This is a genomic window from Streptomyces odontomachi, assembly GCF_024435355.1.
In the GTDB taxonomy this organism is placed as follows: domain Bacteria; phylum Actinomycetota; class Actinomycetes; order Streptomycetales; family Streptomycetaceae; genus Streptomyces; species Streptomyces odontomachi.
On record NZ_JAMJWG010000013.1, the window covers coordinates 204,396 to 220,504 of the forward strand.

A 16,109-nucleotide genomic window follows, 5' to 3' on the forward strand; every position below is an offset into this window, starting at 1 on the left:
GAGCGTGACGCCCCACACGTCGACCCGCAGATTACCCGCCGGTAGCATCCTGTGCATGGCAGACACACAGCAGGCTGAGGACAACGGCGAGAACGGCACCGGCGGCGGCCTCCGCGGCGCGGATCGCCGAGCCGCGCGGGACGCACGTCGTGTCACCCGACTGGCCCGCGAGATCCGCGCCTTCGCCGGCGCGCACGGCGGCGCCGAGGGACAGATCGCCTACCTGGGCCGCAAGGGCGCCCGGATCGTGCTGGTCGGCGAGGACGGCAGGTGGGGCGACCTCGTGGCACCCAGCCACGCCCTCGCCCGGCAGGCCACGGAGAAGGCCGGCATCACCGTCCACGAGGACTTCGCGGGCGACCTTGCGGCCAAGGTGCGCACGGGCCCGTACGAGTGGTCCCGGATGGCGGGGATCCAGCTGGGCGGGGCGGCGGGGAAGTAGCGGGTCGGCGCGGCCGGGAAGAAGCGCAAGACGGGAGCAGGGCGCGGGACGGGGGTACCGCCCACGCCTTCAAGGCAGCGGGGGAGCGACCGGCAGCACGTTGCGGGTCGAGCAGGAAGCCGTGGTGCGCCCCGGCGCGTCCCCGCGGTACCGGATACCCGGGCTCACACCGCCGAGAGCTGGGAGTCCTGCTGCGCGGGCACGCCCGGCGCGGTCCAGGGGCGTTCGCGCATCGACAGCAGGACCCGCAGCGCCCCGACCCACACCAGTGCCGATCCGAGCATGTGCACCGCGACCAGGGCCTCGGGCAGGTCGGTGAAGTACTGCACATAGCCGATCACGCCCTGCGCCAGCAGCACCAGGAACAGCAGCCGGGTGCGGCGCAGCGGGCCGGCCGGGGCGTCGACGGCCTTCAGGGCGAACCACAGCGCGAGGGTGAGGATCACCACGACCCATGCCAGCGTCGCGTGCACCAGGCTGACGGCCTCCCAGCTCACGTGCATACGCGGCACTTCGCTGGAGTCGCCGGCGTGCGGCCCGGCGCCGGTGACCACCGTGCCCACGGCGACGAGCAGCCCCGTCGCCACCATCAGGACCCACGCCAACCGCACCAGGGACTTGCCGACCAGCGGCCGGGCCGGCTCGTCACCCTCGCGGCTGCGCTGCCACATCAGCGTCGCGACGGCCAGCAATGCCGAGGTCAACAGGAAGTGGCAGGCCACGGTGTACGGGTTCAGACCCACCAGGACGACGATGCCGCCGAGCACCGCGTTGCCCATGACCAGCCAGAACTGCGCCCAGCCGAGCCGGGTCAGGCTGCGCCGCCCGGGCTGCGCCGACCGCGCGGCGATGATCGCCCAGCCGACCGCGGCGCACAGCACGTACGTCAGCATCCGGTTGCCGAACTCGACGGCGCCGTGGAAGCCCATGGCCGGCGTGGCGGTCAGCGATGCGTCGGTGCACTTGGGCCAGGTGGGGCAACCCAGGCCGGAGCTGGTGAGCCGGACGGCGCCGCCGGTGACCACGATGACGATCGCCATGACGAGAGCGGCCAACGCGGCCCTCTGCACGGTCCGGGGGGCAGGAGTCCAGCGCTCGGCGATGAAGGCGAGCGGATTGCGTACGGCTTGCACGACGTCGTCTCGGGTCACTTGGGGCACCGAACCATCGTAAGGGGCTGCTTGTGCACGCCTTCACGAGGGGATGTTCCACGCAGAAGCCGCAGGTCCGCCCCCGGGTCCGGGCGCGTCAGCGCGGGCTGACGCGGGTCGTCCCGACGTCACTCCCAGCGGAAGAGCGCGGCCGCGGCGCCGAGGCCGAGGACGGCCCACACGCCGAGGATCCCGAGGTCCCCCCAGGGGGTGGAGGCCCCGTGCTGCAACACGTCCCGCAGCCCGTCCGAGAGCGCGGAGAGCGGCAGCAGCCCGAGCACCGCCTGGGCCGCGTCCGGGAACCTGTCGAGCGGCACGAGGACGCCGCCGCCGACCAGCAGCAGGATGAAGACCAGGTTGGCCGCGGCCAGCGTCGCCTCCGCCTTGAGGGTGCCGGCCATCAGCAGCCCGAGCCCCGAGCAGGCCGCCGTGCCCAGCACGAGCAGCAGCAGCACGGCAGCGGGGTTGCCGTGCGGCGACCATCCCAGGGCGAGGGCGATCAGCGTCAGGAGGATCACCTGAAGGGCCTCGGTGACCAGCACCGACAGGGTCTTCGCGGTCATCAGCCCCCAGCGCGGCAGCGGCGAGGTGCCCAGCCGCTTCAGCACGCCGTAGCGCCGCTCGTAGCCGGTCGCGATGGCCTGGCCGGTGAAGGCGGTGGACAGCACGGCGAGCGCGAGGATGCCGGGTGCCAGGAAGTCCACGGACCTGCCCGCGCCGGTGTCCACGATGTCCACGGAGCTGAACAGCACCAGCAACAGGGTGGGGATGACCACGGTGAGCAGCAGCTGCTCGCCGTTGCGCAGCAGCATCCTCGTCTCCAGGGCGGCCTGGGAGACGATCATCCGGGACAGGGGTGCCGCCCCGGGCTGCGGTGTGTACGTACCGGCGCTCATCCGCGCGGCTCCCTACCGGTCAGTTCCATGCTGTGTTCTCCCTCGGCCCGTTCCCTGCTGTGCGAGGGCCGGTCGACGGCCGCCCCGAGCGCTGTCATCCCCGCAGCTCCCTGCCGGTGAGCTCCAGGAACACGTCCTCCAGAGTGTGGCGTTCGACCGCGATCCGGTCCGGCATCACGCCGTGCTGGGCGCACCAGGAGGTGACGGTGGCCAGCAACTGGGGATTGACCTTTCCGGTGACCCGGTACGAGCCCGGGGTGAGCTCGGCGGCGGCGGCGTCCGTGGGCAGCGCCTTGAGGAGGGACGCCACGTCCAGGCCGGGGCGTCCGGTGAAGCGCAGGGTGTTCTCCGCGCCGCCGCGGCACAGCTCCTCGGGGGTGCCGTGCGCGATGACGTGCCCCGCGTCGACGATCGCGACATCGTCGGCGAGCTGCTCGGCCTCGTCCATGTAGTGCGTGGTGAGGATCACGCTGACGCCGTCGCCGCGCAGCTCCCGCACCAGGTCCCAGGTGGCGTGGCGGGCCTGCGGGTCGAGGCCGGCGGTGGGCTCGTCGAGGAAGACCAGCTCGGGGCGGCCGACCACGGCCATGGCGAGCGCCAGGCGCTGCTGCTGCCCGCCGGAGAGCCGCCGGTAGCCGGTGCGACCGCAGCTGCCGAGACCCAGGCGTTCGATCAGCGCGTCGACGTCCAGGGGGTGCGCGTGCAGCCCCGCCACATGGCGCAGCATCTCGTCCGCGCGTGCGCCGGAGTAGACGCCGCCGGACTGGAGCATCACGCCGATGCGCGGGTGCAGTGCGCGGGCCTGGCGGTGCGGATCGAGCCCGAGGACGCTGACCGTGCCGGCGTCCGGCTTGCGGTAGCCCTCGCAGCTCTCCACCAGGGTGGTCTTGCCGGCGCCGTTCGGGCCGAGTACGGCGGTGATGCCGGGGTGCACGGTCAGATCGAGACCGTCGACTGCGGTCTTCGTGCCGTACCGCTTGACCAGGCCGCTCACATGGACCACCGGCTCACTTCGCATGCCGGAAGTCTAGGTTCGTACCGCGGATGCGGATCCGGCGGGGCGGCCACCTCCTGCGGCATGTCGGGGCACACGGTGGCGGCCGGGCGCACGGCGTAGCGGCCCTGACCGGGCGTTCCCGCAGGTCCCGGACTGTGTGAGTTAGGTAACCCTAAGTGGCGCACGGCACGCCAGTTGGTCCCCAGTTGGCTTGTCACGCTCTGAAGAATTACGCAACAATGGCGTTGTGAAAAACGTCGGCGAGGGTCCGCAGGAGGAGCTCGCGGCCAGTGCACGTGTGGACATCTCCACGCGTGACCGGGTCGCGCGATCCATCCTGGACCACGGCCCCTCGACGGTGGCAGACCTCGCCCAGCGCCTGGGGCTCACTCCGGCCGCAGTGCGCAGGCATCTGGATGCGCTGGTCGCCGATAATGTCGTCCAGCCTCGTGACCAGCGGGTCTACGGCGCACGTGGCCGTGGTCGCCCTGCCAAGGTGTTCGCGGTGACCGACTGTGGCCGCGATTCATTCGAACAGTCCTATGACAAGCTCGCGGCCGACGCGCTGCGCTGGATCGCCCGCTCGGCGGGCGGTGGGGCAGCAGGAGAAGCCGCCGTCGCCGCCTTCGCACGTGATCGTGTCGAGGCCCTGGCGAGGAGCTACCGCGTCGCCATCGAGGCCGTTTCCCCCGAGTCGCGCGTCGAGGCGCTGGCCCGGGCGCTCACGGCCGACGGGTACGCTGCCACAGCGCGCAGCACTCCGGGGCCGCGGCCTGGTGAGCAGCTTTGCCAGCACCACTGCCCGGTCGCCCATGTCGCGGAGCAGTTCCCGCAGCTGTGCGAGGTCGAGACGGAGGCGTTCTCGCGCCTGCTGGGTACCCATGTGCAGCGGCTGGCCACCATCGCCCACGGTGATGGTGTCTGTACGACGTTCGTCCCGGGCGACCCCGGTGAGAACCGCACGCCCGAGACCGCTCACACCGACGTTCATCCATCCGAAAGCACGGCCGGGAGGAACCCCGCATGACTCTCCCCACGGAGACCGCCCACCCTGAGCTGGAAGGCCTGGGCAAGTACGAATTCGGCTGGGCCGACTCCGACGTGGCCGGTGCCGCCGCCAAACGCGGCCTGAGCCAGGACGTCGTCAAGGACATCTCCAACAAGAAGTCCGAGCCGGAGTGGATGACCAAGCTCCGTCTCAAGGGCCTCAGGCTCTTCGAGAAGAAGCCCATGCCGAACTGGGGCTCGGACCTGTCGGGCATCGACTTCGACAACATCAAGTACTTCGTGCGCTCCACCGAGAAGCAGGCGGAGAGCTGGGAAGACCTCCCCGAGGACATCAAGGCCACCTACGACAAGCTCGGCATCCCGGAGGCGGAGAAGCAGCGCCTGGTCGCCGGTGTCGCCGCGCAGTACGAGTCGGAGGTCGTCTACCACCAGATCCGTGAGGACCTGGAGGAGCAGGGCGTCATCTTCCTGGACACCGACACCGCGCTCAAGGAGCACCCCGAGCTCTTCAAGGAGTACTTCGGCACCGTCATCCCCCCGGGTGACAACAAGTTCGCCGCGCTGAACACGGCGGTCTGGTCCGGCGGCTCCTTCATCTACGTGCCGAAGGGCGTGCACGTGGAGATCCCGCTCCAGGCCTACTTCCGGATCAACACGGAGAACATGGGCCAGTTCGAGCGGACGCTGATCATCGTCGACGAGGGTGCCTACGTCCACTACGTGGAAGGCTGCACCGCGCCGATCTACAAGTCGGACTCGCTGCACTCCGCGGTCGTCGAGATCATCGTCAAGAAGAACGCCCGCTGCCGCTACACCACCATCCAGAACTGGTCGAACAACGTCTACAACCTGGTCACCAAGCGCGCCGTCGCCTACGAGGGCGCGACCATGGAGTGGGTCGACGGCAACATCGGCTCCAAGGTGACCATGAAGTACCCCGCGATCTACCTGATGGGCGAGCACGCCAAGGGCGAGACGCTCTCCATCGCCTTCGCGGGCGAGGGCCAGCACCAGGACGCGGGCGCCAAGATGGTCCACATGGCCCCGAACACCTCGTCGAACATCGTCTCCAAGTCGGTGGCGCGAGGCGGCGGCCGTACGTCCTACCGCGGCCTGATCGAGATCGGCGAGGGCTCCGCCGGCTCGAAGTCCAACGTGCTCTGTGACGCCCTGCTCGTCGACACCGTCTCCCGTTCGGACACCTATCCGTACGTCGACGTCCGCGAGGACGACGTGTCCATGGGCCACGAGGCGACCGTCTCCAAGGTCTCCGAGGACCAGCTCTTCTACCTGATGAGCCGCGGCCTGTCGGAGGACGAGGCGATGGCGATGATCGTGCGCGGGTTCGTCGAGCCGATCGCCAAGGAGCTGCCGATGGAGTACGCCCTGGAGCTCAACCGGCTGATCGAGCTGCAGATGGAAGGCGCCGTGGGCTGACCATCCCGCAGCGCCCACAGAGGTCGCGGGGCTCGGAGGCTGGGCCCCGCGAGTGCCGCCGCAGGGCGGCGGGGACTTTCGGTGCGCACACCGCACCGACGGTGAGCGACACGTACCGACGGTGCGCGACAGCACGCGGAGAGTCCACAAGCCGCCATCGGCGGACGAGCACGACGAGGCAGAAAGCGAGCAGAACCCAAGCCATGGCCGAGGCCCAGAATCCCCCTGCGGACCAGCGACGTGCGACGGTCCAGGGAGGACCCCCACCGGTGGCGTCCGCCACCGCCGGCTCGATCGCGACGGCCGCAGAGTCGACTGTCGCCACGCGCATGAGTGCGCCGCCGTCCTTTGACGTGGCGGACTTCCCGGTACCGCACGGGCGCGAGGAGGAATGGCGCTTCACCCCTCTCGAGCGGCTCCGCGGCCTGCACGACGGCACCGCCGTCGCCACCGGATCCGGTGTGAAGGTCGAGGTCAAGGCGCCCGACGGGGTCATCGTCGAGACCGTGGGCCGCGATGACGAGCGGCTCGGCCGGGCCGGCACCCCGGTGGACCGGGTGGCCGCCCAGGCCTACTCCGCCTTCGAGAAGGCCTCGGTCGTGACCGTCCCCAAGGAGACGGTCCTCGACAGCCCGGTGCGCATCACGGTGCACGGCGAGCCCGTCGACGGGAAGCCGGCCACCGCCTACGGCCACCAGCTCATCGAGCTGGGCGACTTCGCCGAGGCACTGGTCGTCCTCGATCACACCGGTGACGCGGTGCTCGCCGCCAACGTGGACTTCGTCCTCGGCGACGGCGCCAAGCTCACCGTCGTCACCGTCCAGGACTGGGACGACCAGGCGGTACACGTCGGCCAGCACAACGCACTGCTGGGCCGGGACGCCACCTTCAAGTCGGTGGTGGTCACCTTCGGCGGCGACCTGGTCCGGCTGTACCCGCGGGTGACGTACACGGGTCCCGGCGGCGAGGCCGAGCTGTTCGGCCTGTACTTCACCGACCGCGGCCAGCACCAGGAGCACCGCCTCTTCGTCGACCACAACACCCCGCACTGCAAGTCCAACGTCGTCTACAAGGGCGCGCTCCAGGGTGACGACGCGCACGCGGTGTGGATCGGTGACGTCCTCATCGAGGCCGCCGCCGAAGGCACCGACACCTACGAGATGAACCGCAACCTGGTCCTCACGGACGGCGCCCGCGTCGACTCCGTACCGAACCTGGAGATCGAGACCGGCGAGATCGTCGGCGCCGGTCACGCCTCCGCCACCGGCCGCTTCGACGACGAGCAGCTGTTCTACCTGATGGCGCGCGGCATCCCGGAGCACGAGGCGCGCCGCCTGGTGGTCCGCGGGTTCTTCGCCGAGCTGGTCCAGCAGATCGGCCTGCCGGACGTCGAGGAGCGTCTGATCGCCCGCATCGAAGAGGAGCTGGAGGCGTCTGTCGGATGACCGGTTACGTACGAGTCTGTGAGCTGGGCGAGCTGGAGGTGGACACCCCGAAACGGGTGGAGATCGACGGCACACCCGTCTCACTGGTCCGCACCGATGACGAAGTGTTCGCGATCTACGACATCTGCTCGCACGCGAACGTCTCGCTGTCCGAGGGCGAGGTGGAGGACGGCCAGATCGAATGCTGGCTGCACGGCTCCTGCTTCGACCTGCGCACCGGCAAGCCGTCCGGCCTTCCCGCGACGCGCCCCGTCCCCGTATACCCCGTCAAGATCGAAGGAGACGGCGAAGCAGCGGCTGTGCTCGTCTCCCTCACCCAGGAGTCCTGAGCACCCATGGCTACGCTTGAAATCCGAGACCTGCACGTCACCGTCGAGGCCGAGAACGCCACGAAGGAGATCCTCAAGGGCGTCGACCTCACCGTCAAGCAGGGCGAGACGCACGCCATCATGGGCCCCAACGGCTCCGGCAAGTCCACCCTCGCCTACTCGCTGGCCGGCCACCCCAAGTACACCGTCACCGGCGGCACCGTCACCCTCGACGGCGAGGACGTCCTCGCCATGAGCGTCGACGAGCGGGCCCGCGCGGGCCTGTTCCTGGCGATGCAGTACCCCGTCGAGGTCCCCGGCGTCTCCGTCTCCAACTTCCTGCGCTCCTCCGCCACCGCCATCCGCGGTGAGGCACCCAAGCTGCGGACCTGGGTGAAGGAGGTCAAGGAGGCCATGGCGCAGCTCCAGATCGACCCGGCCTTCGCCGAGCGCAACGTGAACGAGGGCTTCTCCGGCGGTGAGAAGAAGCGCCACGAGATCCTCCAGCTCGAACTGCTCAAGCCGCAGATCGCGATCCTCGACGAGACCGACTCCGGCCTCGACGTCGACGCCCTGCGGGTGGTCTCCGAAGGCGTCAACCGGGTCCGGGAGTCCGGCGCGGTCGGCACCCTGCTCATCACCCACTACACGCGGATCCTGCGCTACATCAAGCCGGACTACGTGCATGTCTTCGCCTCCGGCCGGATCGCCGAGTCCGGCGGCGCCGAGCTTGCCGACAAGCTGGAGGACGAGGGCTACGAGGCCTATGTGAAGGGGGGCGTATCCGCGTGACGGACACCCGCGTGACGGACACCCGCGAGGCGCTCACCGGGCTGCTCGACACCGAAGCACTCCGCAAGGACTTCCCGATCCTGGACCGTCTGGTCCACGACGACCGCAAGCTCGTCTACCTGGACAACGCCGCGACGTCCCAGACGCCCCGCCAGGTCCTCGACGTCCTCGACGAGTACTACGAGCAGTACAACGCCAACGTCCACCGCGGTGTGCACGTCCTCGCCGAGGAGGCCACCGCGCTCTACGAGGGCGCCCGGGACAAGATCGCCAGCTTCATCAACGCCCCCAGCCGCGACGAGGTGATCTTCACCAAGAACGCCTCGGAGTCCATCAACCTGGTGGCGAACATGCTCGGCTGGGCCGACGAGCCCTACCGCGTCGACCACAACACCGAGATCGTCATCACCGAGATGGAGCACCACTCCAACATCGTCCCGTGGCAGCTGCTGGCGCAGCGCACCGGAGCGAAGCTGAAGTGGTTCGGCCTGACCGACGAGGGCCGTCTCGACCTGTCGAACATCAACGAGATCATCACCGAGAAGACCAAGATCGTGTCTTTCGTGCTGGTCTCCAACATCCTGGGCACGGTCAACCCGGTCGAGCAGATCGTGCGCCGCGCCCAGGAGGTCGGCGCGCTGGTCCTCATCGACGCGTCGCAGGCCGCCCCGCACATGCCGCTGGACGTGCAGGCGATCCAGGCCGACTTCGTGGCCTTCACCGGCCACAAGATGCTCGGCCCGACGGGGATCGGCGTGCTCTGGGGCCGCCAGGAGCTCCTGGACGACCTGCCCCCGTTCCTCGGTGGCGGCGAGATGATCGAGACGGTGTCCATGCACTCCTCGACCTACGCCCCCGCCCCGCACAAGTTCGAGGCCGGCACGCCCCCGATCTCCCAGGCCATCGGCCTGGGCGCCGCGGTGGACTACCTGAGCGCGATCGGCATGGACAAGATCGCCCAGCATGAGCATGCGCTCACCGAGTACGCGGTGCGCCGCCTGGCCGCGGTGCCCGACCTGCACATCATCGGGCCGACCACGGCCGAGGACCGCGGTGCGGCGATCTCCTTCACGCTCGGCGACATCCACCCCCACGACGTGGGTCAGGTCCTCGACGAGCTGGGCATCGCCGTCCGGGTGGGGCACCATTGTGCTCGACCGGTCTGCCTGCGCTACGGAATTCCTGCGACCACGCGAGCGTCGTTCTATCTGTACTCCACGCCTGCCGAGATCGATGCCCTGGTCGACGGCCTGGAGCACGTACGGAACTTCTTCGGCTGAGAGGCTGGCTGCCAGGTGAAGCTCGATTCGATGTACCAGGACGTCATCCTGGACCACTACAAGCACCCGCACGGTCGTGGTCTCAGGGATGGCGACGCCGAGGTGCACCATGTCAACCCGACCTGCGGCGACGAGATCACCCTGCGCGTGAGGTACGACGGCTCCCGCATCGCGGACGTCTCGTACGAGGGCCAGGGGTGCTCGATCAGCCAGGCCAGTGCCTCGGTGCTCAATGAGCTGCTGGTCGGCAAGGAACTGGACGAGGCACAGCGGATCCAGGGCGTCTTCCTGGAGCTGATGCAGTCCAAGGGGCGCATGGAACCGGACGAGGAGATGGAGGAGGTCCTCGAGGACGCGGTGGCGTTCGCCGGGGTCTCCAAGTACCCGGCCCGCGTGAAGTGCGCCCTGCTGAGCTGGATGGCATGGAAGGACGCGACGGCCCAAGCCCTGGGCACCTCAGAGGCTCAGGCACAGGAGGCAAGGACCGCATGAGCGAGAACGACTCGGCCACCATGACCCCGGCATCGGAGGAGGAACTCCGCGAGGCGCTCATGGACGTCGTCGACCCCGAGCTGGGCATCGACGTCGTGAACCTCGGCCTGATCTACGGCATCCACATCGACGAGGCGAACGCCGCCACCGTCGACATGACGCTGACTTCGGCGGCGTGCCCGCTGACCGACGTCATCGAGGACCAGGCCCAGGCCGCCACCGAAGGCATCGTCACCAAGCTGACGATCAACTGGGTGTGGATGCCGCCGTGGGGCCCCGACAAGATCACCGACGACGGCCGCGAGCAGCTGCGGGCGCTGGGGTTCAACGTCTGACCGGTCACCGGTCTTTCCCGAGGGCCGCTCTCCGCGCCCATCCGAGGCACGGGAGGCGGCCCTTCGGCGTCTCGGACGCGTGCTTACCCGCGGCATCGGGACCGGGCCGTCCTGTCGCTACCGCCGTCTCGCTGCCGTCCTGTCGCCCTGCCGCGCTGCCGTCCTGTCACGCTGCCGTCCTGTCACGCCACGCCCGACACAGGCCGTCCCGTCGCTCTGTGTACGCTCGCGAACCATGGGATATCTGCTGCTGACAGGGGCCATAGCCGCCGAGGTGGCAGGCACCACCGCGATGAAGTACAGCGCCGGGTTCACCAGGTTGGCACCCTCGCTGGTCACGGTCACCGGCTATCTCGTCGCCTTCTTCCTGCTCGCACAGACCCTCAAGACCATCGAGGTGGGCACCGCCTACGCCATCTGGGCCGGTATCGGCACGGCGGCCATCGCCGCGATCGGCATGGTCTTCCTGGGGGAGGCGGTGAGCGCGGTGAAGCTCGCCGGGGTCGTACTCGTCATCGCCGGGGTCGTCCTGCTGAACATGGGCGGGGCGCACTGAACCGGAGCCGGGGGAGGCCGTGCCGGTGCCGGGACGGGGAGTGACCGGCTGACCGGCTGGCGAGACACCAGGGTGCACCGTTCGCCTCGTCAGCGCCGTACCGGTTAGGTTGCCGGCATGACCGAAACGACTGCTCCTCGTTCCACCGGTGCCGTTGCCGCGGGTCTGGCCACCTTCGCGTCCGACGGTACCGTCCTCGACACCTGGTTCCCCGCTCCCGAACTCAACCCCGATCCCGGTCCGGCCGGCACCGAGCGGCTGAGCGCCGAGCGGGCCGTGGAACTGCTGGGTCCGAACGCGGCAGAGGCCATCGGCCCCGACGCGCGCCGCGGGGTCGAGATCGTGGCCGTCCGCACGGTCATCTCCTCCCTGGAGGACAAGCCGCTCGACACGCACGACCTGTACCTGCGGCTGCACCTGCTGAGCCACCGCCTGGTCAAGCCGCACGGCCAGAGCCTGGACGGCATCTTCGGCCTGCTCGCCAACGTCGCCTGGACCTCGCTCGGCCCCGTCGCGGTGGACGACCTCGAGAAGGTCCGCCTGAACGCCCGCGCGGCCGGCCTGCACCTGTCGGTGACGTCGGTGGACAAGTTCCCCCGCATGACGGACTACGTCGCCCCGAAGGGCGTACGCATCGGTGACGCCGACCGGGTGCGGCTCGGGGCGCACCTCGCCGAGGGCACCACCGTGATGCACGAGGGCTTCGTCAACTTCAACGCGGGCACCCTCGGCACCTCCATGGTCGAGGGCCGCATCTCCGCAGGTGTGGTCGTCGGCGACGGCTCCGACATCGGCGGTGGCGCCTCCACCATGGGCACCCTCTCCGGCGGCGGCAACGTGATCATCACCATCGGGGAACGCTGCCTGATCGGCGCCGAGGCCGGCGTCGGCATCGCTCTGGGCGACGAGTGCGTGATCGAGGCCGGTCTGTACCTCACCGCAGGCAGCCGTGTCACCCTGCCCGACGGCCAGATCGTCAAGGCCCGTGAGCTCAACGGCGCCTCGAACATCCTCTTCCGCCGCAACTCGGTCACCGGCACCATCGAGGCCCGCCCGAACAACGCGGTCTGGGGCGGACTCAACGAGATCCTGCACAGCCACAACTAGGGCCTGCGCGCCGCACCACCAGGGCCCCGCGCCGCCACGACGTCACGCGGGGCGGGGCACCAGGGGCGGGGCACCGGGCGTGGGGCGTCGTCCACGCCCGATCGCGGCCCTGCTGCTCGCCGTCGACTACGCGTTCCCGTCCGTGTGCGCCTGCGGCGCCTCGTCGTGCGGTGCCGAGTACCAGCGCCACTCGGTGCGCCGGGGGCGACCGTCGAGCGCGATCCGGCCGGTCGCCCACAACAGGGTGGGCCACGGTTCGGCGATACCGGCCGGGACCTGCGGGAACAGCCGGGCGATGACCCCCGCGCACAGGTCGGCGGGCGGGGTCCAGCCGATGCCCAGGCCCTCGGCGATGTCGTAGGTGTGCAGCAGCGTCTCCACGATGCCCATCGCGGCAAAGCCTTCGGGGTCCGCCACGCCGTAGACGTGATACGCACGGGTGGTCGGCGGCCGGCTGCGCAGCATCGCCGCCAGCATCCCGGCACACGCCTCAAGGCCCTGGAACAGTCCGGCGGTGCCGGCTTCGCGGTCCAGGAAGACGATGTTGACCGGTCCCTCGGGCCGGCGCTCGCCCCAGGCGAACGGAAGGGGCCCCGACAACGGCGGCCGCTCCGGAGCCAGCTGGGCGGCGTAGTAGAGCAGGCTGTCCGCCAGGTGTTCCACGGTCTCCCAGCAGTCCCAGCGCAGGGACCCGGCGGGAACGCTCCAGTCCTTCTCCCGTGCCGCGCCCAGCGCCGAGATCGCCAGCTGAACGGCCCGCTCGAGGTCGGACGCGGTGAGGGGGCTGCGGCCCGGCGCGTCGGACGAGTCCGGGTCCGACGAGTCCGAGTCCGACAAGGCGTGCGGGGCGGGCGGGTGCGGATGCGGGCTCTGTGAGGGGCGCGGGCCACGCGAGCCAGGTGTTTCGGCCGTTTCGGTCATGGCCGGGACGGTAACAGCGCCCCACGGGCATCCGTCGACCTTTTCCCGCGACCGGAACACCCGGTCGGCCGGGGCCGGAATGCCGGGTGGTGGTGCGGGGTTGCTTCCATGGCAGGGCCGTACGGAGTCCGGGAGGCGGCGGATGGGCGAGCAACAGGCGGTGGCCGACGGGCAGACGGCACCGGACGTCGAGCGGATCGAGCCGATCGCGCGCACCGAGCCCACGATCGAGCGGATCGAGCGGATCGAGCCGATCCAGCGGATCGAGCGGATCGAGCGCGTCGACCTCGGTGAAGTGCCGTACCCGGACGCCATCGACGCCATGCGTGGATGGGTGGACCAGCGGCGCGCGGGAGAGATCGGAGACCGTCTGGTGCTGCTGTCGCATCCGCCCGTGATCACCTACGGTTCCCGGACGCCGCCCGCCGAGTTGCCCGTCGGCTCGTCGATCCCCCTCGTCCCGGTGGACCGCGGCGGCCAGGCCACCTACCACGGACCTGGGCAGCTCATCGGATACCTGGTGCTCGACCTGCGCGACCGTGGTCCTGCCGACATCGTGCGCTGGGTGGAGCACGGGCTGGTCGAGGCATGTGCCTTGCTCGGCTTCGAGACGGTGCGCCGCGACACGCCACGAGGAGCGCAGAGCCTGGTCGGCGTGTGGACGCCGGCCGGCGAGAAACTGGTGTCGATCGGCATGCTCCCCCACTGCCCAAAGGGCGTGGGAGGTACCCCCAGGGCGGGCGTCACCAGCCACGGCTTCGCGTTGAACGTCACCTCGGACCTGACGGAGTTCACCCGGTTCACGGCGTGTGGGCTGCCGGACGTGGCCATGACGTCGCTCGCCGAGATGGCGGCGGCCCAGCAGCGGCCCGCGCCCGACGAGCGGACGGTCAGGGACGCGGTGGCCGCGGCGTTCGGCGCACGCTGAGAACGGGGCGGGGTGGGCCCGCGGCGCCTCCGACGGACCATCAGCCGGGATTTCGGGCAGGTGCTCGCTTCGGCGTTCACTCCGCTCCGGTCCGCTCCGGGCGCGGACATGGCTCCCGGTGCGGGCACCAGCGCGTCTCATGCTGCGGCGGGGAGCGGTCGGGGCACGACCTCGGCCTGACGAGACCGGCGGTGCGGTGCCCACCGGCGCCGCCTCGTCCGCCCCCGCCGCTCCCCGCAGCGGTTCAGCTCACCGACCAGACCGCGGTGATCTTGCTCCCCGGACCGGGCGGGGTGCCGAAGATCCCCATGTAGTGCGGCTTCTTGCCGGTGGGAACGAGGAACGGCTCGCAACCGGTGCGGGCGGTGCCCTTGCTCCACTTCTGGCCGAAGTCGTCCTCGGTCTTGAGGAAGCAACCGGCGACCTTCGGATCGTCTCCCAGATCGGGGATGACCACCGGGGTGTTCTCGTCCGCGTACAGCGCCAGGGCGTGCGCGGCCTCCTTCATGAGGTCCGTGTCGCCCTTCTCGTACGTGAAGTCGGCCTGGAGGTAGTACAGGGTCTGGCTGCGGACGGGCTTGCCGTCGTTGCCGGTCTCCAGCTTGTGGGGCTTGAGCGTGAACGTGACGTTCGTGCCGCCCTTCCAGAACGTCACACTCAGGGCTTCCTGGGAGGACGCGACGGCACCTTTCGGGACGTGGTTCTTCGGGTCGTCACCGGGGTTCCAGTCGCCGGCGGAGCCCCCGGACCCGTCCGAGCCCCCGGAGCCGGTGGACGGTGTCGCCGTGCCGGTGTCCCCCTTGCCGCCCGCGTCGGACGAGGCGCTGCCGCTGGAATCCGGTGCGGTGGAGTCCGCCGCGTCGTCGCGGCACCCGGTTAAGGCCAGTGCCAGGACGGCAGCGGGGAGGGCGATCTTGGATATCCATGCGGTACGCGGCACCGTTTTTCCCTTTGCTTCTCTGTGTCTTCATCGCTTGATCGTCATTGCCCGGGACCGCGATGCGGCGCTCTTGCCGGCTCGCTTCGTGGTCCCCTGCGGCACGGGACTGTAATCGTTTTCACGGAGGGCGTGCGGCGCGACGGGTCCGCCATGACAGAGCCGTTACAGGGTCCATACAAGGTCCGCTCAGCCGCCCGACGTCACCTGATTGCCCCGCCCGCGACCGGCCCCCGGCCCGCGCCTCGGCTCGCCGACAACTTCAGCAGGCTGGACAAAAATATTTTTCGGTGCGACGGTGGACACATGTGGGACGTGACCGTGATCGAGGACCCGGCGGCGGCTGCCGCCTCGCTCGACCCCATGCGGCTCAGGCTGCTGGCCGAGCTGGCGGCGGGGCCCGCCTCGGCGACCATGCTGGCCGGCAAGGTCGGGCTGGCCCGGCAGAAGGTGAACTACCACCTCAGGACGCTGGAGCGGCACGGCCTGGTGGAGCTGGCCGGGGAGCGCCGCAAGGGCAATGTCACCGAGCGGCTGATGCGGGCCACCGCCGCGTCGTACGTCATCTCACCGCTCGCCCTCGGCGCCGTGCAGCCCGATCCGGCCCGCGCTCGCGACCGGCTCTCGGCGCGCTGGTTGCTCTCCGTCGCCGCCCGACTCGTGCGCGACGTGGGCACGCTCATCGCGGGCGCCACCAAGGCCCGCAAACCGCTCGCCACCTACGCGCTCGACGGGGAGGTGCGGTTCGCGTCGGCCGCCGACCGGGCGGCCTTCGTCGAGGAGCTCACCCAGGGCGTGGGCGCCCTCATCCGCAAGTACCACGACGGTACGGCGCCGGGCGGTCGCGAGCACCGGGTCGTCATCGCCCTGCACCCCACCGTCAAGGGCGACCCCGCGACCCGGGCCAGCCGTCCCGCGGCCGGCGAGCCCCCCGCGGCTGAGGGGACCACGGCCGTGCAAGCCGCCGGGGCCCCGGAGGCCCCGGAGGTCGCGGAGGCCGCTGAGTCCTCTGGGAGTCCTGAGCCCCCAAGGGCCGCTGAGGCCCCGTAGTCCTCGACGGGTGACGCGAGCGTCCCC

General features: G+C 70.3%; 18 protein-coding genes. 13 read left to right on the forward strand and 5 right to left on the reverse strand.

From position 1 onward, the window contains the following. Positions 1-55: 55 nt before the first annotated feature. Positions 56-442 carry a hypothetical protein gene (locus NQO67_RS25610; RefSeq protein WP_255952606.1) on the forward strand — a complete coding sequence of 129 codons (387 nt, stop codon included), beginning with the start codon at positions 56-58 and terminating at the stop codon, positions 440-442. Between the two features lie 164 nt (positions 443-606). Here NQO67_RS25610 and NQO67_RS25615 read toward each other — a convergent pair whose 3' ends face one another. From NQO67_RS25615 to NQO67_RS25625, 3 genes are all read right to left on the reverse strand, one after another. Beyond that, positions 607-1,602 carry a COX15/CtaA family protein gene (locus NQO67_RS25615; protein ID WP_255952607.1) on the reverse strand — a complete coding sequence of 332 codons (996 nt, stop codon included), beginning with the start codon at positions 1,600-1,602 and terminating at the stop codon, positions 607-609. Positions 1,603-1,721: 119 nt separating this feature from the next. Further along, entirely contained in the window at positions 1,722-2,489 is a 768-nt protein-coding gene (locus tag NQO67_RS25620) for an ABC transporter permease (RefSeq protein ID WP_255952608.1), read from the reverse strand. 94 nt (positions 2,490-2,583) lie between these two features. After that, on the reverse strand, positions 2,584-3,507 hold the full coding sequence (locus NQO67_RS25625; RefSeq protein WP_255952609.1) for an ABC transporter ATP-binding protein: 924 nt from the start codon (positions 3,505-3,507) through the stop codon (positions 2,584-2,586). A 226-nt stretch (positions 3,508-3,733) separates the two neighbouring features. Here NQO67_RS25625 and NQO67_RS25630 point away from each other — a divergent pair, with 226 nt between their 5' ends. The 10 genes from NQO67_RS25630 (at position 3,734) to dapD (ending at position 12,246) form a co-directional block, all read left to right on the forward strand. Then, entirely contained in the window at positions 3,734-4,513 is a 780-nt protein-coding gene (locus NQO67_RS25630) for a helix-turn-helix transcriptional regulator (RefSeq protein ID WP_255952610.1), read from the forward strand. Continuing rightward, on the forward strand, positions 4,510-5,931 hold the full coding sequence (gene sufB, locus NQO67_RS25635) for a Fe-S cluster assembly protein SufB (protein ID WP_255952611.1): 1,422 nt from the start codon (positions 4,510-4,512) through the stop codon (positions 5,929-5,931). Before NQO67_RS25630 ends, sufB begins: the two co-directional genes overlap by 4 nt. 203 nt (positions 5,932-6,134) lie before the next feature. Beyond that, positions 6,135-7,376 carry a Fe-S cluster assembly protein SufD gene (gene sufD / locus NQO67_RS25640; RefSeq protein WP_374119095.1) on the forward strand — a complete coding sequence of 414 codons (1,242 nt, stop codon included), beginning with the start codon at positions 6,135-6,137 and terminating at the stop codon, positions 7,374-7,376. Continuing rightward, positions 7,373-7,705 (forward strand): non-heme iron oxygenase ferredoxin subunit, encoded by a 333-nt coding sequence (locus tag NQO67_RS25645; protein ID WP_255952612.1) that lies wholly within the window; start codon positions 7,373-7,375, stop codon positions 7,703-7,705. Before sufD ends, NQO67_RS25645 begins: the two co-directional genes overlap by 4 nt. A 6-nt stretch (positions 7,706-7,711) precedes the next feature. After that, positions 7,712-8,476, forward strand: coding sequence for a Fe-S cluster assembly ATPase SufC (gene sufC, locus NQO67_RS25650; protein ID WP_255952613.1), 765 nt, complete (start codon positions 7,712-7,714; stop codon positions 8,474-8,476). An 11-nt stretch (positions 8,477-8,487) separates the two neighbouring features. After that, positions 8,488-9,756, forward strand: a complete 1,269-nt coding sequence (locus NQO67_RS25655; RefSeq protein WP_255952706.1) for a cysteine desulfurase — start codon at positions 8,488-8,490, stop codon at positions 9,754-9,756. 15 nt (positions 9,757-9,771) lie between these two features. Next, positions 9,772-10,248 (forward strand): Fe-S cluster assembly sulfur transfer protein SufU, encoded by a 477-nt coding sequence (gene sufU, locus NQO67_RS25660; protein WP_255952614.1) that lies wholly within the window; start codon positions 9,772-9,774, stop codon positions 10,246-10,248. Next, on the forward strand, positions 10,245-10,583 hold the full coding sequence (locus tag NQO67_RS25665; protein WP_255952615.1) for a metal-sulfur cluster assembly factor: 339 nt from the start codon (positions 10,245-10,247) through the stop codon (positions 10,581-10,583). The genes sufU and NQO67_RS25665 overlap by 4 nt, the downstream gene beginning before the upstream one ends. Positions 10,584-10,818: 235 nt before the next feature. Next, positions 10,819-11,139 carry a DMT family transporter gene (locus NQO67_RS25670; protein WP_255952616.1) on the forward strand — a complete coding sequence of 107 codons (321 nt, stop codon included), beginning with the start codon at positions 10,819-10,821 and terminating at the stop codon, positions 11,137-11,139. Positions 11,140-11,256: 117 nt separating this feature from the next. Next, positions 11,257-12,246: a 2,3,4,5-tetrahydropyridine-2,6-dicarboxylate N-succinyltransferase gene (gene dapD, locus NQO67_RS25675; protein ID WP_255952617.1), complete on the forward strand. Its 990-nt coding sequence runs from the start codon at positions 11,257-11,259 to the stop codon at positions 12,244-12,246. A 126-nt stretch (positions 12,247-12,372) separates the two neighbouring features. Here the strand turns inward: dapD and NQO67_RS25680 are convergent, their stop codons facing one another. Next, a complete protein-coding gene (locus NQO67_RS25680) occupies positions 12,373-13,167 on the reverse strand; it encodes a maleylpyruvate isomerase N-terminal domain-containing protein (RefSeq protein ID WP_255952618.1) in 795 nt (264 codons plus the stop codon). 142 nt (positions 13,168-13,309) lie between these two features. Between NQO67_RS25680 and lipB the strand changes: the two genes are divergently transcribed. Continuing rightward, a complete protein-coding gene (gene lipB, locus NQO67_RS25685; RefSeq protein ID WP_255952619.1) occupies positions 13,310-14,095 on the forward strand; it encodes a lipoyl(octanoyl) transferase LipB in 786 nt (261 codons plus the stop codon). 244 nt (positions 14,096-14,339) lie between these two features. Here the strand turns inward: lipB and NQO67_RS25690 are convergent, their stop codons facing one another. Next, on the reverse strand, positions 14,340-15,035 hold the full coding sequence (locus tag NQO67_RS25690) for a hypothetical protein (RefSeq protein WP_255952620.1): 696 nt from the start codon (positions 15,033-15,035) through the stop codon (positions 14,340-14,342). 303 nt (positions 15,036-15,338) lie between these two features. Between NQO67_RS25690 and NQO67_RS25695 the strand changes: the two genes are divergently transcribed. Beyond that, positions 15,339-16,082, forward strand: a complete 744-nt coding sequence (locus NQO67_RS25695) for an ArsR/SmtB family transcription factor (protein WP_255952621.1) — start codon at positions 15,339-15,341, stop codon at positions 16,080-16,082. The last annotated feature ends 27 nt before the right edge of the window (positions 16,083-16,109 follow it).